The organism is Acinetobacter sp. AR_0276 (assembly GCF_003000705.1).
In the GTDB taxonomy this organism is placed as follows: Bacteria; Pseudomonadota; Gammaproteobacteria; order Pseudomonadales; family Moraxellaceae; genus Acinetobacter; species Acinetobacter nosocomialis.
The window spans coordinates 93,191-119,210 of sequence record NZ_PSQO01000001.1 but is presented as its reverse complement, the minus strand read 5'-3'; the positions used below and the strand labels follow the sequence as shown (position 1 = coordinate 119,210).

The 26,020-nt window shown below is 38.4% G+C and carries 17 protein-coding genes, 10 pseudogenes and 1 other annotated feature; of the genes and pseudogenes, 18 read left to right on the top strand and 9 right to left on the bottom strand.

The window, feature by feature from the left end:
- Positions 1–874: histidine kinase (locus CSB87_RS00690; RefSeq protein ID WP_106105011.1), on the bottom strand; the 874-nt coding region annotated here is incomplete at its 3' end.
- 159 nt (positions 875–1,033) lie between these two features.
- On the opposite strand from CSB87_RS00690, the gene CSB87_RS00685 reads away from it, so the two are divergent.
- From CSB87_RS00685 to CSB87_RS00670, 4 genes and pseudogenes are all read left to right on the top strand, one after another.
- Positions 1,034–3,379 (top strand): DUF1989 domain-containing protein, encoded by a 2,346-nt coding sequence (locus tag CSB87_RS00685; RefSeq protein ID WP_004704324.1) that lies wholly within the window; start codon positions 1,034–1,036, stop codon positions 3,377–3,379.
- A gap of 572 nt (positions 3,380–3,951) precedes the next feature.
- A pseudogene (locus CSB87_RS00680) lies at positions 3,952–4,655 on the top strand (IS6 family transposase).
- Positions 4,656–4,981: 326 nt separating this feature from the next.
- Positions 4,982–5,182, top strand: a complete 201-nt coding sequence (locus CSB87_RS00675; RefSeq protein ID WP_004704328.1) for a hypothetical protein — start codon at positions 4,982–4,984, stop codon at positions 5,180–5,182.
- Positions 5,142–5,249 (top strand): annotated as a pseudogene (locus CSB87_RS00670) (IS5/IS1182 family transposase); the annotation flags it as partial. The gene CSB87_RS00675 and the pseudogene CSB87_RS00670, both read left to right, overlap by 41 nt.
- 26 nt (positions 5,250–5,275) lie before the next feature.
- Here CSB87_RS00670 and CSB87_RS00665 read toward each other — a convergent pair.
- The 3 genes from CSB87_RS00665 to CSB87_RS00655 form a co-directional block, all read right to left on the bottom strand.
- Positions 5,276–5,974, bottom strand: coding sequence for a hypothetical protein (locus CSB87_RS00665; protein ID WP_004704329.1), 699 nt, complete (start codon positions 5,972–5,974; stop codon positions 5,276–5,278).
- A gap of 903 nt (positions 5,975–6,877) precedes the next feature.
- Positions 6,878–7,777 carry a ParB/RepB/Spo0J family partition protein gene (locus CSB87_RS00660; RefSeq protein WP_004704331.1) on the bottom strand — a complete coding sequence of 300 codons (900 nt, stop codon included), beginning with the start codon at positions 7,775–7,777 and terminating at the stop codon, positions 6,878–6,880.
- 18 nt (positions 7,778–7,795) lie between these two features.
- Positions 7,796–8,581, bottom strand: a complete 786-nt coding sequence (locus CSB87_RS00655; RefSeq protein WP_005137482.1) for a ParA family protein — start codon at positions 8,579–8,581, stop codon at positions 7,796–7,798.
- Positions 8,582–9,484: 903 nt separating this feature from the next.
- Here CSB87_RS00655 and CSB87_RS00645 point away from each other — a divergent pair.
- From CSB87_RS00645 to CSB87_RS00615, 7 genes and pseudogenes are all read left to right on the top strand, one after another.
- Positions 9,485–10,654, top strand: coding sequence for a replication initiation protein (locus tag CSB87_RS00645; protein WP_031953664.1), 1,170 nt, complete (start codon positions 9,485–9,487; stop codon positions 10,652–10,654).
- Between the two features lie 238 nt (positions 10,655–10,892).
- Positions 10,893–11,613 (top strand): annotated as a pseudogene (locus tag CSB87_RS00640) (N-6 DNA methylase); the annotation flags it as partial.
- A gap of 168 nt (positions 11,614–11,781) precedes the next feature.
- Complete coding sequence (locus CSB87_RS00635; protein ID WP_171063680.1) at positions 11,782–12,246, top strand: hypothetical protein; 465 nt, start codon at positions 11,782–11,784, stop codon at positions 12,244–12,246.
- Positions 12,247–12,258: 12 nt separating this feature from the next.
- Positions 12,259–14,598, top strand: a complete 2,340-nt coding sequence (locus tag CSB87_RS00630; RefSeq protein WP_004704345.1) for a hypothetical protein — start codon at positions 12,259–12,261, stop codon at positions 14,596–14,598.
- A 4-nt stretch (positions 14,599–14,602) separates the two neighbouring features.
- Positions 14,603–17,803: a site-specific integrase gene (locus tag CSB87_RS00625; RefSeq protein ID WP_031953662.1), complete on the top strand. Its 3,201-nt coding sequence runs from the start codon at positions 14,603–14,605 to the stop codon at positions 17,801–17,803.
- Between the two features lie 182 nt (positions 17,804–17,985).
- Positions 17,986–18,243, top strand: a pseudogene (locus CSB87_RS00620) (transposase); the annotation flags it as partial.
- An 89-nt stretch (positions 18,244–18,332) separates the two neighbouring features.
- Positions 18,333–18,859: pseudogene (locus tag CSB87_RS00615) on the top strand (transposase); the annotation flags it as partial.
- Positions 18,608–18,724: a sequence feature (AL1L pseudoknot), on the top strand. It overlaps the preceding pseudogene by 117 nt.
- Here CSB87_RS00615 and CSB87_RS00610 read toward each other — a convergent pair.
- Positions 18,852–20,010, bottom strand: a pseudogene (locus CSB87_RS00610) (IS3 family transposase). The pseudogenes CSB87_RS00615 and CSB87_RS00610 overlap by 8 nt on opposite strands.
- 68 nt (positions 20,011–20,078) lie before the next feature.
- On the opposite strand from CSB87_RS00610, the pseudogene CSB87_RS20220 reads away from it, so the two are divergent.
- Positions 20,079–20,150: pseudogene (locus tag CSB87_RS20220) on the top strand (IS3 family transposase); the annotation flags it as partial.
- Positions 20,145–20,478 (top strand): annotated as a pseudogene (locus CSB87_RS00605) (transposase); the annotation flags it as partial. The pseudogenes CSB87_RS20220 and CSB87_RS00605, both read left to right, overlap by 6 nt.
- Positions 20,479–20,674: 196 nt before the next feature.
- Here the strand turns inward: CSB87_RS00605 and CSB87_RS00600 are convergent.
- The 3 genes from CSB87_RS00600 to CSB87_RS00590 form a co-directional block, all read right to left on the bottom strand.
- Positions 20,675–21,076 (bottom strand): helix-turn-helix domain-containing protein, encoded by a 402-nt coding sequence (locus tag CSB87_RS00600; protein WP_004704357.1) that lies wholly within the window; start codon positions 21,074–21,076, stop codon positions 20,675–20,677.
- 1 nt (position 21,077) lies between these two features.
- Complete coding sequence (locus tag CSB87_RS00595; RefSeq protein WP_004704358.1) at positions 21,078–21,368, bottom strand: type II toxin-antitoxin system HigB family toxin; 291 nt, start codon at positions 21,366–21,368, stop codon at positions 21,078–21,080.
- A 178-nt stretch (positions 21,369–21,546) separates the two neighbouring features.
- Positions 21,547–22,251 carry an IS6 family transposase gene (locus CSB87_RS00590; protein ID WP_031953658.1) on the bottom strand — a complete coding sequence of 235 codons (705 nt, stop codon included), beginning with the start codon at positions 22,249–22,251 and terminating at the stop codon, positions 21,547–21,549.
- A 64-nt stretch (positions 22,252–22,315) separates the two neighbouring features.
- Between CSB87_RS00590 and CSB87_RS00585 the strand changes: the two are divergent.
- The 4 genes and pseudogenes from CSB87_RS00585 to CSB87_RS19940 all read left to right on the top strand — a co-directional run.
- A pseudogene (locus CSB87_RS00585) lies at positions 22,316–22,579 on the top strand (integrase core domain-containing protein); the annotation flags it as partial.
- A 34-nt stretch (positions 22,580–22,613) separates the two neighbouring features.
- Positions 22,614–22,934 (top strand): annotated as a pseudogene (locus tag CSB87_RS00580) (GIY-YIG nuclease family protein); the annotation flags it as partial.
- Between the two features lie 73 nt (positions 22,935–23,007).
- The gene (locus tag CSB87_RS00575) at positions 23,008–23,418 is read left to right on the top strand and encodes a transposase family protein (protein WP_000551741.1); all 411 of its coding nucleotides are present in this window, start codon (positions 23,008–23,010) and stop codon (positions 23,416–23,418) included.
- Positions 23,366–23,836: an IS5/IS1182 family transposase gene (locus tag CSB87_RS19940; RefSeq protein ID WP_005134503.1), complete on the top strand. Its 471-nt coding sequence runs from the start codon at positions 23,366–23,368 to the stop codon at positions 23,834–23,836. Before CSB87_RS00575 ends, CSB87_RS19940 begins: the two co-directional genes overlap by 53 nt.
- Positions 23,837–24,053: 217 nt before the next feature.
- On the opposite strand, the gene CSB87_RS00565 is transcribed toward CSB87_RS19940, so the two are convergent.
- Positions 24,054–24,704 (bottom strand): CynX/NimT family MFS transporter, encoded by a 651-nt coding sequence (locus CSB87_RS00565; RefSeq protein WP_223155745.1) that lies wholly within the window; start codon positions 24,702–24,704, stop codon positions 24,054–24,056.
- A gap of 88 nt (positions 24,705–24,792) precedes the next feature.
- Between CSB87_RS00565 and CSB87_RS00560 the strand changes: the two genes are divergently transcribed.
- Positions 24,793–26,001 carry an IS256 family transposase gene (locus tag CSB87_RS00560; RefSeq protein ID WP_031953649.1) on the top strand — a complete coding sequence of 403 codons (1,209 nt, stop codon included), beginning with the start codon at positions 24,793–24,795 and terminating at the stop codon, positions 25,999–26,001.
- Positions 26,002–26,020: the final 19 nt, after the last annotated feature.

The following is a 26,020-nucleotide window of genomic DNA, read 5'->3' as shown; positions in this document are numbered from 1 at the left end:
CTTTCAGCTGTGGAACACGGTTATCCAGTTCAAAAGCCACACTGGACTGATGTTCAAATTCGGCAATAATTTTTTTCAGCGCGGTGAAAAAATCCAGTTCCTGATAGGTTAAGCGTGAGGCGGTAATTAATTCACGCACCTGCTGGTAAGCATAATGGGTATAAGCCGCCAGCTCCTCGGTCTGTTCCAGCAACGGTGCATAGCCAGGCTGCTGTTTGCATTGCTGGTTCAGCTGCGCGGATTTCAACCTTAAGAATCCAATAATTTGCGCAATGCTGTCATGTAAGTCAGCCGAAAAATCACGCCGCTCCTGCTGCAATATGGTTTGTATGCGCTCCTGCTGTAGCGCACGTTCCTGAAAGCCCGATTGCAAAGCCTGATCCAGCTGCTGCAGTAGCTCCACGTCCACCGGCTGGGCTGCCGAATAGTTTAAATAGACCCGCCAGACTGCAAAATTCTGTCCAGTAAACAGCGAGAGGCAATCATGCTGCCCCAGCAGCAGCACATCCTGCTGCATCACCGCTACAGAACGCGGTAGCAGCTGCTCTTGGAGCAGACGTACCTCAGACTGCGCCAGCGGTTGCGCCAAGGCATGAAAAATGAAACATTCCTGAGTGAAGGGATAGCACATCACCAGACAATATTCCGGCAAGTCCGGCACAGGAAAATGCTGTTTCAGCCATTGCAGAAAAAGTGGCAATTCGGCCTTGGTATCCTGAATCTGCATCAGCTTTAATTTGGCCTGCAGATAAAACAGCGTCAATTCACGCTGGCGAAGCAGCCGTTGGGTCTGATCTAAATCACCTGCCTGGTTTATGGCCCGCTCTGTCTCTATTTTGCTGTCATTCATCACTTCACTCGCAAGATGCGCCATGTTGCTGAATTATTCTTTACAGTTAAATTATTTGAGCAGGAATCATGCCAACATCCAGCACTACCCTATTCAGGGTATACCTCTGGAGAAATTGCTGTTCCAGCAGAATATGTGTGAAATGAAGAGCATCAGAACCAGCGGGACGCTTTGGGCTCATCTATGGGAACGCTTACTTCAGCTTTAGCCACTGCAGTGACAGATGAATATATTCATCTGCAGCAGCCAATCCATGAACTGTATTTGCGCGCAGATGCACAGTGCATGCACATTTTTGACCTGGATGCGGGTGATCGCATTCAATTTGACTTACCTGAACAACAGAGTATTGATCTACTGATTTTCAATACAGAACAGCAGCTTAAGCCAGAATTGCTACAGGCACTACAGGCCGAATCCCACCTAGTGGCCAATGGTGCTCGGGCTACACATGCACAGTTAAATCAGGCCAGCGCCTCTAGCCAGCGCCTGAAACAGCAGTTAGCACAACATGCTATACAGCCTGACTGGCTGGAGCAGGCGCTGACCTTGCATAGTCCTGGAAAGAACATTTTTCAGGCATCGGCGGCAATTCAAGTCATCGTGCTGAATACCGGCCTGGACATGAATGTACAGCAGCAGTACTGCATAGATGAAGTTCCAGTGACGCTATTTAAAGCCCAGCCCGTGCATTATTATTTGCCGCAGCCTTTAGCCAAACCGGTGCAGGAAATTCTGATACCACGCGCTTCAGCACGGACGTATAGCGTTAAAGCAGGACAATGGATTCAAATTATAGACTTGTCGGGCAAGCAGTGTTCCGATTTTTTGGCCTTTGATGCCCAGGCTTTGGCCCAGGGCCAAGAACTGGGTCTGGATGCCATGGCCACCCGGACCATTTTGGGGCATGCCACCCCGGCTCCCGGGCTGCACTCTAAGTTTTTTGCCTCAGATCTGCAAGCACTGGCCGAAGTGGTTCAAGACACCGTGGGCCGGCACGATATGTTCCTGAGTGCCTGCAGTCCGAAGTTCTATAACGATTCCGGCTACTTTGGCCATATTTCCTGCACCGATAATTTTAACCAGGTTCTGCAGCCTTTTGGCATCCAAAGCCGCAATGCATGGCCTGCCATTAACCTGTTTTACAACACCTTTGTTGAACCTTGCGGTGCAATCAGCATGGCAGAACCGTGGTCCAGACCGGGAGATTATGTCCTGCTGCGTGCCCACCGTGATCTGCTCTGTGCATCATCTGCCTGCCCTGACGATATTGATCCTTCCAATGGCTGGGTACCGACGGATATTCTGGTCCGGATTTATGATCAGGATCAGCATTTCCCACGCTCCCAGCATTATCGAATTGACCCCAAGGAACTGCCGCGCATGACCCAAGCATCAGGATTTTTTCCGCGCATCCAAGCGCTTACTTCAAAAATCAGTGAGTACCACGGCTATTGGATTGCCAATGAATACGACGGCTGGGGTGCCAAAGCAGAATATCTGGCCTGCCGTGAAAGGGTCGCCATGATCGATTTAAGCGCGCTGCGTAAATTTGAAATTACCGGCCCAGATGCAGAAGCTTTTATGCAGTATGCATTGACCCGCAATATCCGCAGACTGGCGGTGGGTGAAATTGCCTACTCGGCCTCCTGTCTGGAAACCGGCGGCATGGTGGATGACGGCACGATTTTCCGCATGGGTGAAAACTGTTTCCGCTGGATTTGCGGTGATGAATATTCAGGAACCTGGCTGAAACAGCTGGCACAGCAGCATGGCTATAAAATCAGCATCCGCAATTCATCCCAGCATATTCATAATATTGCAGTGCAAGGTCCACACAGCCGTGCGCTGTTGCAGCAACTGATCTGGACGCCTGAACATCAGCCAAGCGTAGAAAAATTAGCATGGTTCCACTTTACCCTCGGCAAGCTGGGCGGTACAGACGGTATTCCGGTCATGGTATCACGCACCGGCTATACTGGTGAGCTAGGCTTTGAAGTGTGGTGTCATCCTAGCCATGCCGAACAGCTTTGGGATGCCGTTTGGCAGGAAGGTCAGCAATATAACATTGCTCCGCTCGGTTTTGATGCCCTGGATTTATTGCGCATAGAAGCCGGGCTAATCTTTGCACAGCATGAGTTTTCAGCCGAAACCAATCCCTATGAAGCCGGCATTGGTTTTACAGTACCGATGAAAACCAAGGAAGAAGATTTTATCGGTAAACAAGCCATGAAAAATCAGGCGCCGGAAAGCCGGCATAAACTGATGGGCTTAGTGCTGGAAGGCAATGAAGCGGTCCAGCATGGCGACCTGGTCTATGTCGGACGTTTTCCTGTGGGTGTGGTGACCAGTGCAGCCAACTCCCCTGTGCTGCAGCAACAGATTGCCCTGTGCCGCCTTGCACCGCAGTATGCCCTAACAGACACCGCCGTCGAAGTTGGACAACTGGATGGTCTTAAAAAACGCCTGAAAGCCAAAGTGGTGGAGTTACCTTTTTATGATCCGCAAAGGTTAAGAGTAAAAAGCTGATTATCCAGCCCATCATTTTTGCCTAGCCCTTAGCTGCTCTGTAAACCTGAGCATGGCCACGGCTGAACGGCACCCGGACCATGAGACCCGCGCTGCATTTTTCTAGAGGGTGCGGTGCTTTAACCCTGAGTTTTTACCTGGCTATGGCAGGATCATACCAATATTTTAAAGGTGAAATCCCGGGTGGTGATAACTGCAAGCTCCCACTCGGGTCACTCGTGTGCCTTATTCAGTAAACTGATACCCTCCAGCCAGCTTCGGAATATTCAGTTGATGAGTTAGAGAAAATAGCAATACATGTTCAGGATCGAGAAAGATGTGTAGATACCTGTGTCTTTAGGTTAAGCAGAATGTCAATTTCTAATTTATTTACTGCAAGTTGTTTACATAGCAAAAGTAGAGAAATGATGAGCCAGCAATCGCTATATGTCTGATCAAATTGTAGAAATTCTTCCATATTTTAGTTTTTACGTTATTTTTTAACTGCACGTTTAAAAGCTTTCGATACTGGCACTGTTGCAAATAGGCTGACATGATAAGCTAAATATCTTATTTATTTCGAGATACAGCAGATGAATCCCTTCCACGGTCGGCACTTTCAAGGTGAAATCATTCTTTGGGCTGTTCGTTGGTATTGTAATATGGCATCAGCTATCGTGAACTTCAAGAAATGCTCGCTGAACGAGGCATAAATGTGGATCACAGTACAATTTATCGTTGGGTTCAGCGTTATGCTCCAGAAATGGAAAAACGGTTACGCTGGTATTGGCGTAATCCTACAGATTTACATTCATGGCATATGGATGAGACTTATATCAAAGTGAAGGGGCGATGGACTTACCTGTATCGTGCAGTTGATCAACGGGGTCATACGATTGACTTTTACCTTTCCGCTAGACGGAACAGTAAATCAGCCTATAGTTTTCTAGGAAAGTTCTTCAATACGGTGAAAAAATGGCAAATTCCACGGGTCATCAATACAGATAAAGCAGCGACCTATGGCCATGCTTTATCACGATTAAAGCGAGAAGGAAAATGTCCAGTAGATATTGAGCACAGGCAGATTAAGTATAAAAATAATGTCATTGAATGTGATCATGGTAAGTTAAAGCGAATCATCAGGGCCACATTAGGATTCAAATCTATGAAGACTGCTTATGCCACAATTAAAGGTATTGAAGTCATGCGTGCACTACGTAAAGGACAAGCATCGTCATTTTATTATGGTCAGCCTCAGGGTGAAGTGTGTCTAATCAACAGGGTTTTCGGTCTCTAAGCACTTTTTAAAGGGAACATCATCGACTCAAATCACTATTTGCAACAGTGCCGCTAGCTCCTTACCCATCTATCTAAGCCACCTGATTTTTGTTTCCACGTTTTTTTAACCAGGGACTAAACACACCAGATAATGGCTTGCACAACGCCCCTGCTTCTAAAGCCTTTTTTCTATGTAAAAGGTGGCATTATGCGTAATTTAAGCATTAGTTTCTTTCAGCTTAGGCTATTTCCAGCAATCTAGTGAATGAAAACAATCATTTTGGCACCCATTTTGCTTAATCAGTATTACGTTTTATAAAAATTGTAATATTGAGGGGCAACACTATGGGTTACGTTGCACGTGAACTCAGTCAAAGAAATAAACTACTGTTTGGCTTGGGGTCTTTTTTAATACCGGTCTTGATTTGGTGTGCAGTCAGCTATTTACCTTTTATCTGGCATCCACAAGTCCAAATTGCCGATTCAGGCAGCGTGAACTATTTACAGGCTCAAACATTTCCGTGCTATTGCAACTCGATTCGATAAACTAGCACGCAATTATAAATCTATGATCCGTATAGCCTGCATATTTATTTGGTGCAAAGCCAAATGAGGACACCCCCTAGTAGACTACTTTTTTTATTTCAGCAATGCGGGCTTAATTTCAGGTAAAACTTCAGACCATCGGTTTGCAAAAGTTTTTTCATTCGAGTCAAAAAATTTCTTATAATCTTCTTCAGAGATTAAAAGTCGTATCTCTTTTTTTAAACCTCTTTTCCCTTTTTCAACTTTTAACAGTTCTTTTTGTTCTACTTCGGGAATTAAGGCTAATGTTTTAAAAATTAATTGCCGCGCCTTATCGGCTTGATCTCTTTTCGAAATAGGACTGTAACTATTCTTATTTTTAGAATCTATATCTCTTTTTAATTTAAAAATATTTCTAGAATGAATTCTAAACATAGAAAAATTATTTAAGAAATTAATCCATTCTCGTAATGTTTTTATACTTTTAAAATCATAATTATCTAAACTTTCTAAAAAATCTTTGCTCTCAATAGGCCCAAATTTATTTGGTTCAAATTTAATAATATTTTTATCATTTTTTAAATCATTTTTAATTGTGATTAGTGTATTCACATACTGAGCTACTAACTCATATTCTGAACATGCATGTAATTCATCGTTATCTGATACACAACTAAGCAGTAATTGAATTGCTGATAATATGGGTAAAGAACCATTCAAAGTTTTAGCTTCCAAAATTTGCTTAACATGAGTAGAAGCAAAAAATTCAGGAGGTACGTATTCATGTAAAAATGGGAATAAATGTGTTGTCATTTTTGCTACCTATTTGCTACCTTTTTTGTTTTAATTAAAAAACCCCTTACGATTAATACACGTAAGGGGTTGTTTTATATGGTAGGCCCAGACGTTACTATACTTTTGACTTAAATCATTGTTTTATATTATGTCAACGGCATTAAAACCTCATCCCCCCTTTTTGTTTGTCTGCATATTGGCAAATAGCATCCAGATCTTTCTGAAGAGAATTGGCCACGATATTTGGCAAACAGAGTCGAAGAAAGTTCACAGACCGAGGCCTGATGGACTTGACGGCATTCATCACGGATAAATTTTTTCAATATGTGCTGTTCAGTGATCTCACTTCGTTGCAGGGTTTTCAGCATGAGGCGAAATGACGAATTTTTTAAGACCACAACAGGAGGAAATAGAATAATTTTTTGTTCTAAAAGTTTTTGATTATAGAGTTTTTTTAAATTTTAATGGATGGATATTGCGATCCAAATAGTAGGTTTACTAAATGAACGATTATCCAAACTGAATTTCCTCATTCTCTTTTCACCCCACATAAACAGCTGAGTGATCACCCTAGGTCTGTAAACTAAAAAAACACTTAACACTATCGAAGGAGTATTTTTAAGCAATTTCAGGCTCTAAAAGTTGAGCTATAGAATGAATCAGAGTCAAATTAAAGCAGATTATGCATCGTGAAATCAGTGTTTATCTTTGACTTTTAAACAGTCAATTTAAATCTTGATGATTCTTTTTTACTACTTAACGTTTTGTTGTTTCTGCTTTATTAAGACGTGTCATTAATTAAGCCATATCAGGATTGAGTCAATAATTATTTAGTTTGAGTACTGCTTGTCGTGATTGAGGCGGAAATTGTTCATGACTTAATGAGAAAAAGGTGTAGCAAATTGCTACACTTTTTTTCTATTACTGATTTAGCATTTTTTTCAACAGGTTTTCCAGCTCCTGTAAGTTTTGATCATCAAATTCACTTATCTTTAATGACACTTTTAAAGTATTGTGATCAAACTTGATATTGCCGGCGACTTTCCCATCATATTCAATTTTATGCACAATTGACGTTTTAATGGGTTGTTTGGTTTCTTTCGATTTGAGAATTTTTTCTGCCAAGACTGCCAGTTTTGTTTGCTCTACTTCTTTTTTCAGTAATTTCGCCCAGGCTTCTAGCAGTGCTTTTTTAGCATTGCTGTAATTTTCTTCATAATCAGAGAGAAACTTTTTGACTGCTGTTGCGGCAGTTCGCGCCAGCAATGCAGGTTGTTGCTCTAAATCTTCAATCAGCTCTTGAGGTAATTTTTCGAAAGATAAATATTTATACATATCTTCCCGGTTCATGCCTAAGGATTTTGCAAGTTTTTGCTTGTTCTTTTTTAGTTTCTCATCCAGTGAACTTAAACCCACATAAATTTCATAATCAGTTAAGTCTTCCCGTTTTAAGTTTTCCGCTAGCGTTAACAATGCTACTTCTTCATCAGATGCATCAATGACAATTACTTCAATGGTGTTTTTATTGAGAATTTGATGCGCTTTCAAGCGTCTTTCACCAGCGATTAATTCATATTTGTCCTGGATCCGCCGCACTGCAATTGGTTGTAACAAGCCAATTTCTTCAATCGATGCCGCCAAGTCTTCTATATCTTGTGGATTAAATATTTTTCTTGGCTGATTTGGACTTGGCTGGATATCTGTAATTTGTACATTACGACGCAATTCTTTCACATCATTAACATGCTCTTGCTGAGCTTGTTGATGCTTTTGAGTATTTTGCTGTAAACGTTGTGCCAGCAATTCTTTTGTACTTACCATAATATTCTCAGCAGGCTTTTATTCAACACGATTGATGATTTCTTTGGCTAAATCTTGGAAAGCTTTACGAACTTTAGCGTTTTTATCTACACTGAATAAAGGCTGTTGTAAAATTGCGGCCTGATTCACTTTAGTACTCATAGGAATGGTGGTTTTTAACAGTTCACCGACTTGGCTTAAAGCTTCATCTCTAATCAATTTACAGACGTTTTGACGTTCATCATGTTTAATCAACAATGCGCCTAAAAGTTTTAACTCAGGATTGACCCGTCTGATTTTACTTAAATGGTTAATCAAGTCAGTTACTCCATACAAGCCATATTGTGAACCTGACTCAATTGGTACCATCACATGGGTAGAGGCTGCCAATGCATTACTGGTGAGCAGTTTTAGGCTTGGAGGACAGTCAATCAGAATGAAGTCATATAATCCTTTTAATAATTCTAACTTATTGGAGAGTTCTTCAGATGGTCTTGGGGCATCATCTTTGAGTTGATCTTCAGCTTTACCTAAATTGAGTGAACCATAAATTAAAGAAACGTTTTTGAAATTGGTTTCTTCTTCCAGAGAATCTGATAATAGGCTTAAATCACCCAACAGTAACTCAGCAGAGGTGGTTTCCACTTCACTTGGATGTCTTGATCCAATATGTAAGCTTGCATTGGCCTGAGGATCTAAATCTATCACCAATACTTTATTACCCAAGTCGGCTAGTTCGGATGCCAGATGAACGACTGTGGTTGTTTTTCCACAACCACCTTTATGATTTGCCACCGCAATGATTTTAGTTGACCGAGTTGTCATAATTATCCTCACTTGAGTTATTGTAATATAAAGAACTTTGTAGCAAGTTGCTACACCTTGTTGAGCTTAGTTTGAAGTTATAATCTGAATCTGGATAAAAAACAAACACATTGGTTTTTTTATAAAATATAGCTAGCTAATTATAATTAGTATTAATTAATATAATTAGTTAATTATAATTAAAGCACTTTTTTATTTTTTAAAATCAATATCTTATCGATTTAAAAGTGGAAGGTTTGTCACCGAAAAGTGGAAGGTTTGTCACCGAAAAGTGGAAGGTTTGTCACTGAAAGGTGGAAGACTTGTCACTGAAAGGTGGAAGGTCTGTCACTGAAAGGTGGAAGGTTTGTCACTATGGTGGAAGGTTTGTCACGGGTTTAAAAAAAAACTTAAATTTATCTTACAAAATTATTTAAATTCAATATTTTAATCTGTTGATAAGTTGAATTATTTAACCTTAAAGGTGGAAAGCTTGTCATTTTGATATTTTTATCCTGTGGATAAACTGTTTGTTGCTAATTTCATCAAGGTGACTGTACATTTTCACTTCTGGACTGGCTAAAAGTGGAAGCTTTGTCACTATTAAGGTGTATTTTTTATTATTCTTTCCACTTTATTACAGGGCTTAATGGTTTTTTTCCCTTTTTAGCTGACTTAAGAATCTCTGAAAAATATTAAAAGTGGAAGCTTTGTCATTAAAAAGTGAATTTTTAATATGGCTTTCCACTTCATGTTTAAAAAGTGTTTTAAATGGCAAAACAGAGTGACAAGCTTTCCACTCTTAGCTTGGGATGTAAGAGTTTCTTGGCCAAGGATCGGTTTGCCTGAGTTAAAATGGTGGATAATTTGCATGAGATTGCACTTTTGTGTATAACATGTAGAAAATAACTTTTTTTTCCACCTATGAACAAGCTGAATGAACAAGAAGAAATAGAATACTTACCGTATTGTATTGGCAATATTCGACATAATGGCGTGGTCAGTACCAGCAATCGCCTGATCCGACCGATCGAACTGTCATCCAATGAGTACAAAGCATTACTTTATGCGATGGCAGTGGCCAACTATGGTGAAAAAAATAATCAAGATCGTGAAATTACCGAGCAAACCTATATTTATTTGCATAAAGATGATCTAGGCGAATTGCTGGGTCTGGATAAAAAGAATTCCATTAATGTCGCGATTGACCGGATCTATAAAGAACTATCCTCTCGGGTGGCCCATTTTGTCATTGAAGAACCCGTAGATGAAAGCAAGCGCAAGGTTAAAAAAGTCCATTCAGTAGTCCCGATTATTCGAGAACTGCGTTGGGAAGATGATGCTAAAAATGCCTTGCAGATTCGTTTTACCAGTGAAGTGCTGCCTTATTTTACTCGTCTGGCAAGCGGCAATTTTACTACTTACCAATTAAAGGATTTATTTGCTTTAGACTCGGTAACCAGTATGAGCTTGTATTCCTACTTTATTAAAAACGAATTCAAATATGCCAATCAAGACTGCTATGAAGTTGAACTATCACTAGAAAATATTAAGGCACTTACCGACATTGGCGAAAAAAAATATGATCGCTGGGTAGACTTCAGGCGTTATGTGCTGGATAAGATTATTGAAGAAATTAATCAAAGAACCAGCCTTAAACTCGAATATGACACCATCAAGAAAGGCCGTCCTGTGGTGGGTGTGCGCTTTAAAATTGTGAATGGACATACTGAGGCGGTGATCCCACACAGCAACGAAAAGACCCAGATCTACCTGGATGTCGATTTTGATGATAATGCTATTGTGAAAGAGCTTGGGGCAAAGTTCGATCTGACAGTCCGTTCTTGGTATATCTATGCCAATGATCCGAATTATAAACAGTTCAGCAAATGGTTTAAGCCCGAAGGCTGCTTAACCGATTCTCAGGCCAACGTGATTGTAAACGATATTATGTTCCAAATGGATTTTGCTGTGGCGGGTGCTTCCATGAGTGACTTCAAGAAAGAGATGAAATATAAACTGAAAAATGATCCTGATTTCGTTCAGCAAAATCGCGCGCGTTTGAATGAGATTTTTGGTAAAGAAATTATTTAAAAAGTGTAGCAACTTACTACAGCTTTTATGTATGACTATGCTTTAAAATGGATTTTTTCATCAGCGCTGATTTAAAGCATGTAGCAACTTGCTACATTTCTTATCCGGGACCGGATTTAATGCAATATTTGAAAAAGTACAATCGCAGTGACAAATAAAGTCCCATCACTCTGGAAGTTTTTGATCATCAAACTAAACTATACTTATGATTATAAAAAAATAGACTGATGGATTCTGCATGACCCTGGTGTCACTGCAACAGCTACAAAAACAACTTTGGAATATTGCCAATATGTTGCGTAGCAGCATGGTGGTAAACGAATTTCGAGATGACATCTTGGTTGTTATTTTCTTTAAATACCTGTCAGAAAGCGGTGAACTTTGCCGATGAGCTGTTAGCCGGTGAAGATGTTATATCCTTGAGCTGGATGAAAACAATCTTGAGCATGTGACATAATCGAAGAAATTAAAAAGAACACTATTTGAAGAAGCGTGCTATGCCTTAACCCTAAAACAACTATTTTATAGCCTTGTGCATCGTGGCTGTAGGGCATTCATTCTGGATGATTTACTGCACCCTTAAGTCAATTAAACAAAGTAATCTGGGCACTGATTCTGCCGATGACTTTCCCACCTATTTGAAGACCCAGGATCTGAACTTTACTAAACTCGGCAATAATACCAGTAACCGTAATTAACTGGTGGTAAAAGTTCTCAGTCATTGAGATGATATTGATTTTGATATTTTCAATTCCGAAGCTGATGTAGTGGGGTATGTCCACGAATACCGGATTGGCGAGTCTGCTTCCGGTGCTGGAAAGAAACCCGGCGAGTTCTATACCCCGCAAAAAGTGTCAACCTTATCGTCCAAGATGGTCACCCAAGGTAAAGAGCGCTTACTTCTCGTGTATGACCCGACCTGCGGTTCAGGTTACTTGCTGCTGTGGGTGAAGAATGAAGGTAATAACAGAAAACTAAAAAAAAGTGGAAGAATATTTGAAATTTAGATCAACTTTAATAAGAAAAACCTATGTATTTGTTGATAATTGTAATTTTAAGAAGATTTGATTGATTAATTAAATGAATTTTCATATACAAAGATATGCTCATTTTTTATATCGATAAAAATGTTAAAATTTGACTATTTAGTAAAAAATATAGAGATTTTTATGGGGCAATTTATAATGCCCTTTTGCTTTGGTCGAAAAAATGTTCAACTTGAGATAGTAAAAATCAACTCAGAATTACTGAAAATCAAAAAGATTAAACAGAGTCAGAAAGCCGTAGTACAAGCAAAGTTCAAAGCAATCTACGTCAAAATTTGGCAAAAAATCTTGCTATTGATGCAAACGGAGCCTGGCTTACGTGTGCATTCTAATTATGTTGCAATCTTACAGTTGATACATAATCTTGATGATTTTATCGAAAAATCACAGCAACACTTGTGCTTTGAAAGGAAAGCTCAGAAAGAGCTGGATGCTAAATTTTTTGCTCGATTTTTTAAGCTAACAAAGAATTCAATAAAAGATCAACTTTTACAAAATTGTTCAGATCGTAATGAATTTAGACAATGCAATGTGATAAAAAATTAAGCGAAAATGAATATGCCGAAGATTGACGCAGAAGAGCACTTTTTAGATTTAGCAGAAAAATTCCAAAAAGATTATTGTCTGTTACGTGATCTTGTTGTGAATACACAATTTATTGATCTATCAGATGATTTGTATAAAGAAGTCTACGCGCTATACAAATTAGCACAACAAATTTATAGCTATATATCAGGCTCCAGACAGATCGGTAAGTATTCTTTTTTGGCTGCTTTGAGTTATTTTTCATGTCCGAATATTAGTAATACTCAAGAGTTGTCGTCTGTACGTTATTTGATTTTGCAAGCGAGTTTTTTAACATATCGGCAGTATCAAGAATTTGCAAAAATTGATAAAGCTGAGAATAAGCAAAAACATGTTTGTGATCTCTTTCGCTATGTATCACGATATGTTCTGGATTCTAATCATGCTGAATTATTTCAAGAATGCAGTGAGCTACTAAATCGCTATGTCATGTACGAACGTAACTTGAAAAAGGAGGATCGTAATCAACTTTTTAATATTAAAGATTTCAAACAAGTACAAGCCATAGAGTATTTATCGGCTCTATTAATAATTTTTAAAAGACTTGATGATCGTCGTGTTGTTCATCGTCAGCGTAAGTCAAAAAAAAGTAAAGTTTTGCAATGGCCGACGAAAAATGAACTCAAAAAATTTCGTGAAATTAAAACGGGTAAGCAAGTAGATATTGGACATAACGCAAAGATCAGTATTTATGATGCCGCTCTTCACAAAGATGAAGAGGGTGAAGTTGATCTATTAGATCCTGAAATGGAGTTTTATTCAGAAGATGAAAAGTCTAAAAATTTAAATTATATACTCAGCGATAATGCGACGCATCTAATGCGGCATCGCCAGCGCCGTCATGCTCCTTTTGTTACAAATCCACATTATTTGGCGCCAGATATACTGAAGCAAATTGTTTATGTGTTGAGAACCGAGTTATCCGGGCACTGGAGGGATGCTGCAATCGCTGCAGCATGTTTATTGTCACTTTTGACGGGATTATCACCCGTCGCACTGATGGATTTTAACGAGCTTATTCAAGATGGAATTTTGATCCAAAATGGTTCAAGTAGACGTCGCGAATATTTACTCAAATTAAATCTTAAAATTACAGAGCAGAAGATTAAGAGCTTAAATCATGTGCGGTGGAATGAAGTGATGACACATCAACTACATTTACCTTCTGCTTGGTTTGACTATATAGAACAAGCATCGAATCCACTAATTTCATCAACACACATTAATACGAAACTTAAGAATTGGCTTGATAATCGGTTTGTAGGTTCGATCACTGTAGAAAAACTGCAGGCTCAATTATATTTTCATATATATTATGAAACATATAATGAATATCTTGCTCATGTAATTGCTGGGCGGGATAGTCAGCATCACATGCCTGGTATCTATTATGGCGGGCTACCGAAAACTCAACTCAGTAGCACATATCTAGCCTTTTTAGAAAAAGCACTTACACCACATTCCACACATTTTACTGAAGACACGGCTGAACTAAAAATATTGCAACAACAATTCAAAGTGCAATCTGCATTATCTATAGGAAGGATAGGGAGCCAACTGGCACTTGAACCCAATTTTGTGAAAGAGCAATTCCATATTTTACATAGACATTGTCACGAAAACATCCAAGAAGATAAGCACATTATTAATCAACTTAATGCATATGCGTGTTGGATGTGGCATATCAGTTTGTTGAGTTTGGCAAGTCGGCCTAAAAAAAACCTGTTGGGGAATTTGGATGATTATTGTGTTGAGCTCAAGCTTTTATATGTGAATGATAAAAAAAATAGTAAAGCAAGAAAAGATGGTCGTTTTATCCCTTTATCTGATTTTTTCATAAAAACACTGCAAAATTACACTGCCTTTTTAGAACAAATTATTGAAGCGTACGGTTCATTTTTTAGACAAGTCTTTGCAAAGAAGAAGATAACTGTAAATGATCTTTTTGGTAAGGTCATTTTTAGTAAAGATATCTTGCCGATAACTGTCAAAGAATGGCAGAGCAGGAAAATTAAGTTAATCCCTTTATCGAGAAAATGGGTGAATTCATATATGCAAGGAGTCTTTCCAAAGAATATGTATTCGAATTGGTTACGTCATTTTGACATGAACTTTTTGATGCATGAGCAGCAAGAGGGTAAACCAGCATTAGCTTTTCACTTAATTCAGGCCCTGTATGGTCATGACCAACGTGACCGAGAGGCTTTTCATCCGCATTCTTCACTTATCCCGAATGTCTATGTACAGCAAGCCCGCCAGCAATTGCAAGATAATGTCAAATCTTTATCGATTAAACACTTAGAGCGAAAATAGTTGTATGCAAAAAATCAAAGAACTAATAAAACCACAACTAGATGATCTATTTGTTGATATTCATAAAATGGTGAAAAAGTCGCTAGATAGACAGCCTTCTCCACCTGAAGTATTGACGAAAGAAATGCAGCAAAAACTTGATCAGCAGATCGCTGAAAAATGGCATGACATTAAAGATAGTGTTGATTGTTTGAGTCAAAAGTTGAGCCGAGACGAACAATCAAAACTGATGCAATTTACTGAAGATGAATTTAATAAAAGAAGGAAGCAATTCAACCAGAATGTAGATAAAAAATCATACAGAATTAAGCTAAATCCACATACTAAACGGATCGTACTGCCTAGAAAAATTGAGAGTACAGAGTCACGGTTAGAACAGGGGCATCTACATATCCATGTACTTAAGGAATTAAGGCAGTATTGGCAAGATTCATTTGAATATTGGAATGAACCAAAGTACTTATGGGGAAATTTATGCTTAAGTTTTATATATATTTCAGGCTGTGCAGATGAACAGCATTTGATTGCTATTCAGAAGCAATTGCAGGAGGCCATTGAGCTTGGTACAGATCTGAATTGTTTTCGGTTATACCATTCGGACTACAAAAAAATCACTAATCCATTGTTACTACATTATCGTGTTGAAAACTCTCAATATGGCAACGATGTAGAACAGGGAAAGTTGTACCAATGGAAACATGTTTTTTTAAACCCATATGCGCAGTTCATTTTGCAATATTTAAAAAAGTTGAAAGCTACTCAGAAAGAATTTTGTCTGCAACATTCAGTTGAAGATTGTATTTTAGAAAGCTTGAGTAAGATAGGCAGGAAAAAAAGTCTTGGGGATCTGCAATATCAAATTAAACGCCGTGGATTTCGTGCATTTAATGATGTGCAAATGGTACTCGAATTTAATCCAAACCTCAGCATAGATATATTTTTGAGTAATGTGCTTCAGCAAGAGATTAATACTGTCGCTTTAAGGCCATCCGAATTTAGATTGCTGTGGAATAATGATTACAATCAAGTCACAGAATCAGATAATCGCCCTATTCATTTTGAACAAGAGCAGTTACTTCCTGAAGTTCCGACTGTTCAAAGCAAATTACAAACGATTCCGTATGAGTTGATGTTGTTTGGTCAAAAGAAACGTAAAGGTCAAAAAGTTGAGCGTTTAGATAAAAAGAGGAATAAAGAAGAACGCACGCTACGTTTTTGGCAAGAAACTAGAAGGGTGTTAGAGGAGAAGATAGTTGATGCTAATACGGAGGAAAAGTCTTTAATTGATGCTCAACTACGCTTAATTCACTGGTTAATGCATTTAAAAAAACGAGGGCTTCAATTATCAACTATTGAAAGCTACTTAGGATCGTTTGGCAAAGAATTTATATTTGAGATTTGGCTCAATAAATTAGATTTAAAGCAACAATCCATAGATGACTATGAGGATTTATATCGGCAGCTATTGAAATACAGCAGTGAACGTGATGAAAAAGCAGTTCAACGAGATTCGGTGAAAGGAAAAACCTCTCGTAAGATGCACCAAAGCGCAGAATACCGTTTTGGTCGCCTAAAAGATTTTCATCAATTCTGTATAGAGAATTATGATGCTCCAGGGGTATTGGTGTTACAGAATTCAAGTTTTAAGCATTTACAAATTTGCAATGCACGGCTAGTGAGTCCTTTGCTATTTGGCAAATTATTGGAAAAACTAGAAAATTTAAGTCAAGAGCCAACGGCATCAGAGTGGGTCGATCATCTGAGTTGTTTAAAGCTGATGTATTTACTAAGTTATAGAACTGGACTTCGATTAAATGAAGTTCGTTGTCTTAAAATACAAGATATTATTTGCCCAGAGCTACTTTATAAAGAAAAAGAAAATACAGTTTTTAATAATATCACGCTTCATATCCAAGACAATTCATATCGCCGTCTGAAAACGCGAAGTGCGAATCGTCAAATACCATTGAAAATTGCATTGTCAGAACATGAGTTTTTAGTAGTACAACGTTACATACAACATCGTTATGAGCAATATTTGGTTAATCAGCAGGATGATCTACTTTTTAGTGTGAATCATCGTGTATTAACTGATCAATGTATCAGCAAAATTACAGTAGATTTGTTTAGTCAAATATTAGGTATGCATCATGGCTTTAGTTTTCATACATTACGCCACAGTGCTGCTAACTATCTAGCAATAACTTTGCTCGGTTCAAAAGAAATGATCAAGACCTACACAGATTGTCCTTGGGTAAAAGCAAAAAAGATGAGGGATTTATTGTTTGGTATGAAAGCACGTGCTCAAGAAGAGATTATTCAACATAAATGGCAGGTGCTCGCCTCTTGGATGGGGCATAGCAGTATTGAGCAAACGGCTTCAAATTACCTTCATGTTTTGGATTTATTAGCAGTCGATCGAATTTATAATTCGCCGTGTATCATTTCAAAAAAAGTATTAGAACAGTGTTTTAGTCCAGTGAAGTCAAGTACAGACTACATAAACCTAAATCGTTATACTCAGCAGCAGAAATGGTTTAATTCTTATCAGCAAACACAGCCAGTTCCGATGGCTGGCCGACAAGAAAAGAAGTTTAGTATAGAGAAGAGTACTCTGACACCTTTTCAACGTTTGATAAGTTTTAGAGAAGGTCGTTTAAGCGAAGATACCCAAGCTCAAGAATGGATGCAACGATGTCAATGGATGAGCACTAAATGGATGGATCGCCAAAAATTTAATTTAAAAACGAATTATGTTTATAGTAAGAATTTAGAAGAGAGTTGGTTTGATGAACTTTACGAAAAGGCTAAAAAACTGACTCGTCCAGATGAAATAATTCCTCTCCTTGATTTTCATTATAAAGATGATAGGCAGCAAGATGCACTGAAAGAAAAGAACATGGTTAAGGCGCTTAAAATATTATTATTATTTGGAAAACTGCGTAAGAATTTTCTACATTTTCAATGCCGAATGAAAGGTGATGAGCAACAAATTGTTAATTTTATTACTGGTATAGAGCCAATGTTAGGAGATCATCTATATTTAGAAAAACAAAACTACCCAGTTAATTTGGATGCTCCTGAGCGAACCGTTAAATTTAGTTTTCAAAGAGTTGTCGGCTCTAACAAAAAAAATGTTACTCCGCTGGTTATATTTAATTTAATGTTAAAAATGATGCAAAAAGATGAACTCTGGATCAAATAGCCTAAGCATCTTAAAAAGGGGAAATTTAAAAGCTTTAGCATGACAGTTTCGTCACTGGATTTTAAACAATAGTGTAAATTGGTAAATCGCTGAGCTAAAGTGTTGTAGTCCGGTAATCCCCCCCAAAAATAATCGAGTTTAAAAGTAGAAAATCCAATAAACTTGATTTAAGGAGATTTTCTATGAAAACATCTAAGTATTCAGACAGCCTAATCATGAATATTTTGAAGCAAGCTGAAGCAGGAACCCCCATACCGAACTTTTGCCGCGAACATGGTATGAGCTCTGCTACATTCTACAAGTGGAAGTCCAAACATGGCAGTATGGATCTTTCAATGATGACGCGACCTAAAGAACTTGAGGCTGAAAATGTCCGTTTAAAACGCATGTATGCTGATGAGCGGCTCAAGTCAGACATCTTGCAAGATGCGCTTTTAAAAAGTTGAACCGTACCGCGGGTTTGTCTGAGAGTCAATATTCTGAGATGAGAAGCATTGCTTCGTAAGACGTAGCGAAGCGTAGTGTCCCGATGACAAAATTAAAATATACCCCTGAAATCAGAGAAAGAGCGGTTCAATTATTGATTGAATCTGAAAAAGATTATCCATCGAATTGGGCTGCGATCACCGCTATTGCTCCCAAGATAGGTTGTACTCCTGAAACACTACGTGTTTGGTATCAAAAATATTTAGATAAACAAAATCCAGTTAAAGTACAGCAGCTTTCAGACCAAGAACGTATCAAACAACTCGAACGCGAAAATAAAGAACTGCAACGCGCCAATGAGATTCTACGTAAAGCAGCCGCTTTTTTCGCCCAGGCGGAGCTCGACCGCCCACACAAATAATGGTGGATTTCATCCATAACAATAAAGACTTATATGGTGTTGATGGGATTTGTAGAATTTTACCGATCGCACCTTCAACCTATTACCGGACTCTAGATCTCTGCGAAAATCCAGAACATCGAGCAAAGCGAGATTTACATGACTTGCATCATGCTGAGGAGATTAAACGAATTTGGAAGGAAAGTTCAGGTCGGTATGATCCTAGACAGTATCGTGGACAACCGATCCCTCTAAATTCTTGAAATATTTCTGTTCAAAGGCTTCTGGGCTTAACCAATCGTTTGCAGAATGCCTTCTGACCCGATTGTAATAAATCTCTATATAGTCAAACAAGACAGCATTCGCCTCTTTTCGAGTAGCGAACACACTGCCATGTATCACATGACCTTTCAATGTATGGAAGAAGCTTTCGGTCACTGCATTATCCCAACAGTTTCCCCTGCGTGACATACTTTGAATACAGTTATTCGTTAATAATAGCGCCCTAAAATCACGACTACAGTACTGTGAGCCTTGATCCGAATGGACCATGACGACCATTGGATAACCCTGACGAGCCATTGCATAATTAAATGCATCACACACCAATTGACGATCTATTCGATGGCTAGTTTGCCAACCGACTATACGACGACTAAATAGATCTAACATCACACATAAATACAACCAACCTTGCTTGGTACGGATATAAGTAATATCTGTTGTCCACACCTTATTCGGCTGAGTGACTGAAAATTGGCGATCCAACAGATTTGGTGCTGTAGGCAAACGATGGTTTGAATCAGTCGTATGCTTGTATTTACGCGAAATCCTGCTACGTAAACCAAGCTTTTTAAGCATTCTTCCAACGGTTCGTTCGCTCATGCTGTAACCTAAATCATGCATGTCATATACCATGACGGTGCACCGAATCGTGCATGATGCTGCCAATATACGGCTTTTAAATCCTTATATTTCTGCGCTGTATAGGCCTGACGTTTTCGCCAGGTATAATAGCCTGAAGTGCTGACACCCAGGCATTTACAGGCAGAAGACACGGTGACTTCATCCACATCCAGATCTTGAATTACCGTGTACTTTTCTTGGCATGATCTGTTAGAAAGTACACATGCGCTTTTTTTAAGATGTCATTGGCTTCCCTGAGCTGTTTGACTTCTTTCTCTAATTCCAAGATCCGCTGTTGTTCTGGTGAAAGTTGACGTTTGCTTGAACCCACTGGATTGGCTTCACGAATCCATTTTTCTAAGGTTGAATAACCCACACCTAATTTCTGGGCGATTGCAGCGATAGGCTCGTGTGAGTTTGAAAGTGCATAATCAATTGCTTGCTGTTTAAATTCAGGATTGAAGCGTTTAGCCATTTCGATCTCCAAAGATTAAAGTTACGTTATCTTTAGAGGGAAGTGCTGTCCATTATTTTGGCTAGGATCAGTATGGTGTACGTAAAGTCTGGCAAAAACTGAAACGTGAAGGCTATATTGTTGCACGTTGTACAGTTGCACCTGATTTAATATCAACATTAGATTTAAAAGAGACAAAAGTGGTGTGCGCAGATAAAGGCTATGATTCAGAACCACTGCGTGAACAGATCAGGAAAACAGGGACTAAAGCGAATATACCAAAGAAAACGAATAGCCAATCGAACAATGACCATATGGACTGGTATTTATATAAAATCAGGCATTTAGTTGAAAATATGTTTTGTAGATTAAAGCAATTTAGAGGAATAGCTACTTGATATGACAAGCTCAAAAGAAATTATCAAAGTTCTGTTACTTTAACCTGTATATTTTTATGGCTACCTTTATAGGGTTAATTATGAACAGTAAATGTCAACAGACCCTAATTTATCAAAAAAAATATTTGGCTATGAATTAAAGGCTACTTAATCGTATAGATTTATTAATGAAAAGAATATATTAGGACTTACGCACTATCACTTATAGATTCTCTGGGCTTTGTTGCACAAAGATTTGAAAGGCAAAGAACCCCTAATTGAGCCAAATTTCCTGATCCATCTCTCTTTTAGAAAAACGTATCTGCCGATACATTAAACCGCTCAGACAATGCCTTAATATGACGAATATTCAGTTGGCGTTTACCACTTAAAATCTCAGAAATCACTGATTGGGTTGCAACCTCTGTTAAGTCAGACTGACCTAAACCATGTTGCTCCATCAGAAAAGCCAAAGCAGCACGACCATCCCTTTTAGGTATAGGAAGATGCTCATTTTCATAATCAGAAACCAAATCACCAAGCTGATGAATAAGCCCCATTAAAGGATGGGACTCGTCATCACCAACAGTATCTAAAAGTTCATCTAAAGCTTCAACAAGTGTATGAAAGTCGTCTTCATTTTCTGGCTTGCTGAGCAATGGTGCAACGTAGTGCCAGTGGTCTACGGCCTGTTTAATCATCGCGTTCATACTAACCTTCCTTCCAATGACCTTTGTCATATTCTTTATGGGACAAGACATCACGGATATACACACGTTTTGCTTGATACATCACGACTGCAATAAGTCGGATCTTGTTCCCGCCAATATCGAATACATGGAGCTTTCCAACTTTATCGACCGCTGGAAAGAGATGTTTCATCTCAGCAAAATCTTTCAGATCGTTTGCCTTTATGGTTCGATACCAACCATCTAATGCCGTTTCAGCCTGTGGCCACTTTTGCATTGCTTCTATAATTCGAGCGTGGGTGATCACATGCATAACATTTTATCGCATTTTGCTATAAATCAAGTATAAACCATTTATCGCATTTTGCAATATTGAAGGGCTAGGATGAATAAAGCCACACGGAGCTTTATTCATTATCAGAATGCACTTAATCTGATGGGCACTGTTGCAAATAGAAATTTGAGTCGATGAAGTTCCCTTTAAAAAGTGCTTAGAGACCGAAAACCCTGTTGATTAGACACACTTCACCCAGAGGCTGACCATAATAAAATGATGAAGCTTGTCCTTTACGCAGTGCACGCATGACTTCAATCCCTTTAATTGTGGCATAAGCCGTTTTCATAGATTTGAATCCTAACGTGGCCCTGATGATCCGCTTTAACTTACCATGATCACATTCGATCACGTTATTTTTGTACTTAACCTGCCTGTGCTCAATGTCTGGTGGACATTTTCCTTCCTGTTTTAACCGTAATAAAGCACCTCCATATGTGGGTGCTTTATCCGTATTGATCACTTGTGGAATTTGCCACTTTTTCACATTATTTAAGATTTTTTCAAGAAAACAATATGCTGATTTGGTATTACGTCTAGAAGAAAGATAAAAATCAATCGTATAGCCACGTTGATCGACTGCACGATACAGATAAGACCATTGTCCATTTACTTTTACATAAGTTTCATCAATATGCCATGAGCTCAGATCTGTAGGATTACGCCAATACCAGCGTAAGCGTTTTTCTATTTCAGGGGCGTAGCGCTGAACCCAGCGGTAAATAGTCGTGTGATCAACATTCACACCACGTTCGGCAAGCATTTCCTGAAGTTCACGATAGCTGATGCCATATTTACAATACCAGCGCACAGCCCAAAGAATGATTTCGCCCTGAAAATGTCGACCATGGAAAGGATTCATATGCTGCACCTTTAGCTAAAACAGTCTTCAGCTTACCATTCGTGGTTATTTGCAACAGTGCCCAGCAAATTTACGAGCATCAGTCGGTACAACGGGTGATTCATACGATAATGCTCTGGCTGAAACGGTGAATGGCTTATACAAAACAGAGGTGATTGAATATTTAAAAGCAGATTGGCAAGGTTTAGCAGATGTACAACTTGCGACACTAAACTGGGTAGATTGGTTCAATAAAAAGCGTGTACACAGTGCACTGGGTTATGTATCGCCTTTTGAGTTTGAAGCAATGTACTATGATAAGATTAACCCGTTAGGTCAGGTGGCTTAACTTAAATAAAAAAGTCTCCGACAAACCCGGTACGGTTCAAACAGACTCTTGGAAGACTGCATTACAGAATCAAAAGGCAGTTTATTTAATTACAGATATTTCTAATGGGAAAAAGTATGTTGGTTCAGCTTATGCTGAAAATATGCTTCTTAATAGATGGCAAAACTATGCACAAAGTCGTCATGGGGGAAATGTTCAATTACAGCAATTGCCGTTAGAGCATATTGAAAATAACTTTTATTATTCAATTCTTGATATTTTTAAAGCTAAAACAGACGATAAAGTTATATTGAGTCGAGAGAGTTGGTGGAAAAATACGTTATTAACAAGAAGATTTGGCTATAACTCCAATTAATTAGATCTCTTTCATAAATCAGAAAACGATCTATCTTTTGCTGATTATTTGTACCGAAAAATTTTCAATATTCATGCATAATCTGCGGATGAAATACATCGATTCAAAGAAGCTTTCTGAAACACAGTTTAAACGATATACAGGCATCTCATGGTCAACCTTTGATTTAATGGTTGAGCAATTGAAAATGCATGTACCCGCCAAAGGCAGACCACCTAAATTGAGCATAGAGGATCAGATTCTTCTATGCTTAAGTTATTGGCGTGAATACCGAACATTGTTTCATGTGGCAACAAGTTATGGCGTGTCAGAGCCCACTGCTTCAAGAATTGTCCGCCATGTAGAGGATTGCCTGATCAATTCCAATCTATTCAATCTACTGAAGCATTTGCCCGAAGGTGAAGGCATTGACTGGAATGTGGTGATTGTAGATGCCACAGAAATTCCAATACAAAGACCTAAAAAAACAGAAGAAAAGCTATAGTGGCAAAAAGAAGACACATACTTTCAAAGTACAGGCCATCATTCATTATCAAACTCGAAAAATCCTAAGTTTATGCACGAGTCGTGGTGCCGTACATGACTTCGAACTCTTCAAACGCAACTTGAATCAGATTCCTACAGGTGCCTTTATCCTTGCTGATAAGGGTTATCAAGGAATTTATACAGTGTATCCAAACAGCTTGTTGCCATTAAAAGCAAAGAAGCGCTGTAAACTGGATCCTGAACTCAAAATTTATAATCAGGAAATTAATAAAAGAAGAATAGGGATTGAGCATGTATTTGGCCGTTTGAAAACCTTCAAAATCCTTGCTGTGCGATATCGTAACCGTGGCAAAAGATTGGGCTTAAGATTCAATTTAATTGCGGGAGTCTATAATATGGAACTGAGTGAAAAATGACTTATGAAAGAAGTCTACTATTTATTTAATATTTCTAAAATTAACATAATGGGCATTATGCGAAATTAGAAAAATGAGTTTATTGAACTGATATTTATCTGTTTTTTAAATTTTAGACCTGGGTTGGTGCCCAGGTTTTTTTATTGCGTATAACAGCCATTATGTTAAATGGAATTAGTTTTAGTAGTTTTAAAATCGGATATAAGATGTTTTTTATTCATACATTAGAATATTGACTGAACATATATTTCATATGATATGAAGTAATTCCTAAACCTAAAGCCATGAGCATGGTTAGAGAAGTTAGACCCACCATAGAACCAAATTTATCTATTATAATTCCACCAACCCATGGCATGATCCCAGCCAATAAGTATCCAAAGGACTGGGTTATTCCACTTAGCCGTGTTGCTAATTGAGTACTAGAGGCGAACTCAATAGGTAAAATAAGGGCTATAGGAAATAATCCTCCTGTAGCAATGCCTAAGCTAATTACAGCCCACCATTGAATCTGTGATATGAATAATAAGAATAAAGCACTGATAATTGTCAAACCGGTAAAGAAGAATAATGCACCTCGAATCTTGATTTTAAGTACTCGTAGACTTAAAGGGAAAAAGAGGCTAGTAAATGTCTGTAATATTAAGAATATTCCAATAGCGTAACTGGCCTCATATTGGCTATATCCAGCATCAAGATAAAACTTAGGAATCCAAGCCACCATCGTATAATTTATGCCTGCTTGTAACCCAAAAAACAATGTTAAGTTTAAAACTCCTATACGCTTTAATTTGTACTTAAGGAATATCATACTATTTGGTCTTTTTATGAAAGTGCTTTTCCATACTCCCCAAAAAATAGCTGTCATTAAAATAGGAATTGGGACTGTTCTAAATTTTGTGTAAGTACTTAATTTTCATTTATCCTACTGAGGATAATAAAAAGAGGTACTTCACATGGATGAAGCTACAATCAAAAGTATGGCAGCTGAATTAGCTAAAGGTTTAAAAACTCCTGAAGATTTAAACCAAATGACAGCCATATTTAAAAAGTTCATGATCGAAACCGCTCTGAATACTGAGCTTTCTGAACATTTAGGCTATGAAAAGCATCAACCTAAGAAAGGATCTAATGCACGTAATGGTTTTAGCTCCAAAACAGTTCTAACACAAGATGGGCAGCTTGCTTTAGATATCCCTCGTGATCGTGACGGCTCTTTTGAACCACAGATTATTAAGAAGCATCAAACGCGCATTACTAGCATGGATGATCAAATTCTTTCGCTATATGCGAAAGGAATGACAAATAGAGAAATTGTTGCTTTTTTTAAAGAAATGTACGATGCCGATGTATCTGCCTCCCTTATTAGTAAGGTAACGGATGCTGTCATTGAACAAGTGACAGAATGGCAAAATAGAACACTCGATAGTCTTTATCCTGTTGTCTATTTAGATTGCATTGTTGTTAAGGTTCGTCAGCATTCAACAGTAATCAATAAATCAGTTTATTTAGCATTAGGCATTAACTTGGATGGCCAAAAAGAACTTCTTGGCATGTGGCTTGCTCAAACAGAAGGTTCCAAATTCTGGCTGTCAGTCATGACAGAGCTTAAAAATCGAGGAGTGCAAGATATTCTTGTTGCCTGTGTAGACGGGCTAAAAGGCTTTCCTGATGCGATAGCTTCTGTCTACCCTCATACTGACATCCAGCTGTGTATCGTGCATGTTGTACGCAATAGCCTGAGATTTGTGAGCTGGAAGGACTACAAAGCTGTAACAGCAGGATTGAAGGCGATCTATCAGGCAAGTACAGAAGAAAATGCTTTAAATTCCCTAGGTATCTTCTGCGATCAATGGAATCATCAGTATCCAAAAATTGGAGAATCCTGGCGGGCAAATTGGGAAAATATCCGAACGATCTTTAGCTATCCTGCTGAAATAAGTCATGCGATTTATACAACAAATGCAATTGAATCATTGAATAGTGTGATCCGCCATTCAACTAAAAAGAGAAAGATCTTCTCTTCTGATGATTCAGTGAAAAAGGTCATTTATTTAGCAACTTCAAATGCTGCTAAAAAATGGACCATGCCAATTCAAAATTGGCGTTTAGCAATGAATTGGTTTACGATTCAGTTCGATGATCGATTAAAAGATCATTTATAAAAAATGGGACTAACACAAA

What these genes read in the sequence shown, in the direction of transcription:
- CSB87_RS00685 (WP_004704324.1), top strand. Translation starts at nt 1,034, where the DNA reads ATGGGAACGCTTACTTCAGCTTTAGCCACTGCAGTGACAGATGAATAT.
- CSB87_RS00675 (WP_004704328.1), top strand. Translation starts at nt 4,982, where the DNA reads ATGGGTTACGTTGCACGTGAACTCAGTCAAAGAAATAAACTACTGTTT.
- CSB87_RS00665 (WP_004704329.1), bottom strand. Translation starts at nt 5,974, where the DNA reads ATGACAACACATTTATTCCCATTTTTACATGAATACGTACCTCCTGAA.
- CSB87_RS00660 (WP_004704331.1), bottom strand. Translation starts at nt 7,777, where the DNA reads ATGGTAAGTACAAAAGAATTGCTGGCACAACGTTTACAGCAAAATACT.
- CSB87_RS00655 (WP_005137482.1), bottom strand. Translation starts at nt 8,581, where the DNA reads ATGACAACTCGGTCAACTAAAATCATTGCGGTGGCAAATCATAAAGGT.
- CSB87_RS00645 (WP_031953664.1), top strand. Translation starts at nt 9,485, where the DNA reads ATGAACAAGCTGAATGAACAAGAAGAAATAGAATACTTACCGTATTGT.
- CSB87_RS00635 (WP_171063680.1), top strand. Translation starts at nt 11,782, where the DNA reads ATGTTAAAATTTGACTATTTAGTAAAAAATATAGAGATTTTTATGGGG.
- CSB87_RS00630 (WP_004704345.1), top strand. Translation starts at nt 12,259, where the DNA reads ATGCCGAAGATTGACGCAGAAGAGCACTTTTTAGATTTAGCAGAAAAA.
- CSB87_RS00625 (WP_031953662.1), top strand. Translation starts at nt 14,603, where the DNA reads ATGCAAAAAATCAAAGAACTAATAAAACCACAACTAGATGATCTATTT.
- CSB87_RS00600 (WP_004704357.1), bottom strand. Translation starts at nt 21,076, where the DNA reads ATGAACGCGATGATTAAACAGGCCGTAGACCACTGGCACTACGTTGCA.
- CSB87_RS00595 (WP_004704358.1), bottom strand. Translation starts at nt 21,368, where the DNA reads ATGCATGTGATCACCCACGCTCGAATTATAGAAGCAATGCAAAAGTGG.
- CSB87_RS00590 (WP_031953658.1), bottom strand. Translation starts at nt 22,251, where the DNA reads ATGAATCCTTTCCATGGTCGACATTTTCAGGGCGAAATCATTCTTTGG.
- CSB87_RS00575 (WP_000551741.1), top strand. Translation starts at nt 23,008, where the DNA reads ATGCATAATCTGCGGATGAAATACATCGATTCAAAGAAGCTTTCTGAA.
- CSB87_RS19940 (WP_005134503.1), top strand. Translation starts at nt 23,366, where the DNA reads ATGCCACAGAAATTCCAATACAAAGACCTAAAAAAACAGAAGAAAAGC.
- CSB87_RS00565 (WP_223155745.1), bottom strand. Translation starts at nt 24,704, where the DNA reads ATGACAGCTATTTTTTGGGGAGTATGGAAAAGCACTTTCATAAAAAGA.
- CSB87_RS00560 (WP_031953649.1), top strand. Translation starts at nt 24,793, where the DNA reads ATGGATGAAGCTACAATCAAAAGTATGGCAGCTGAATTAGCTAAAGGT.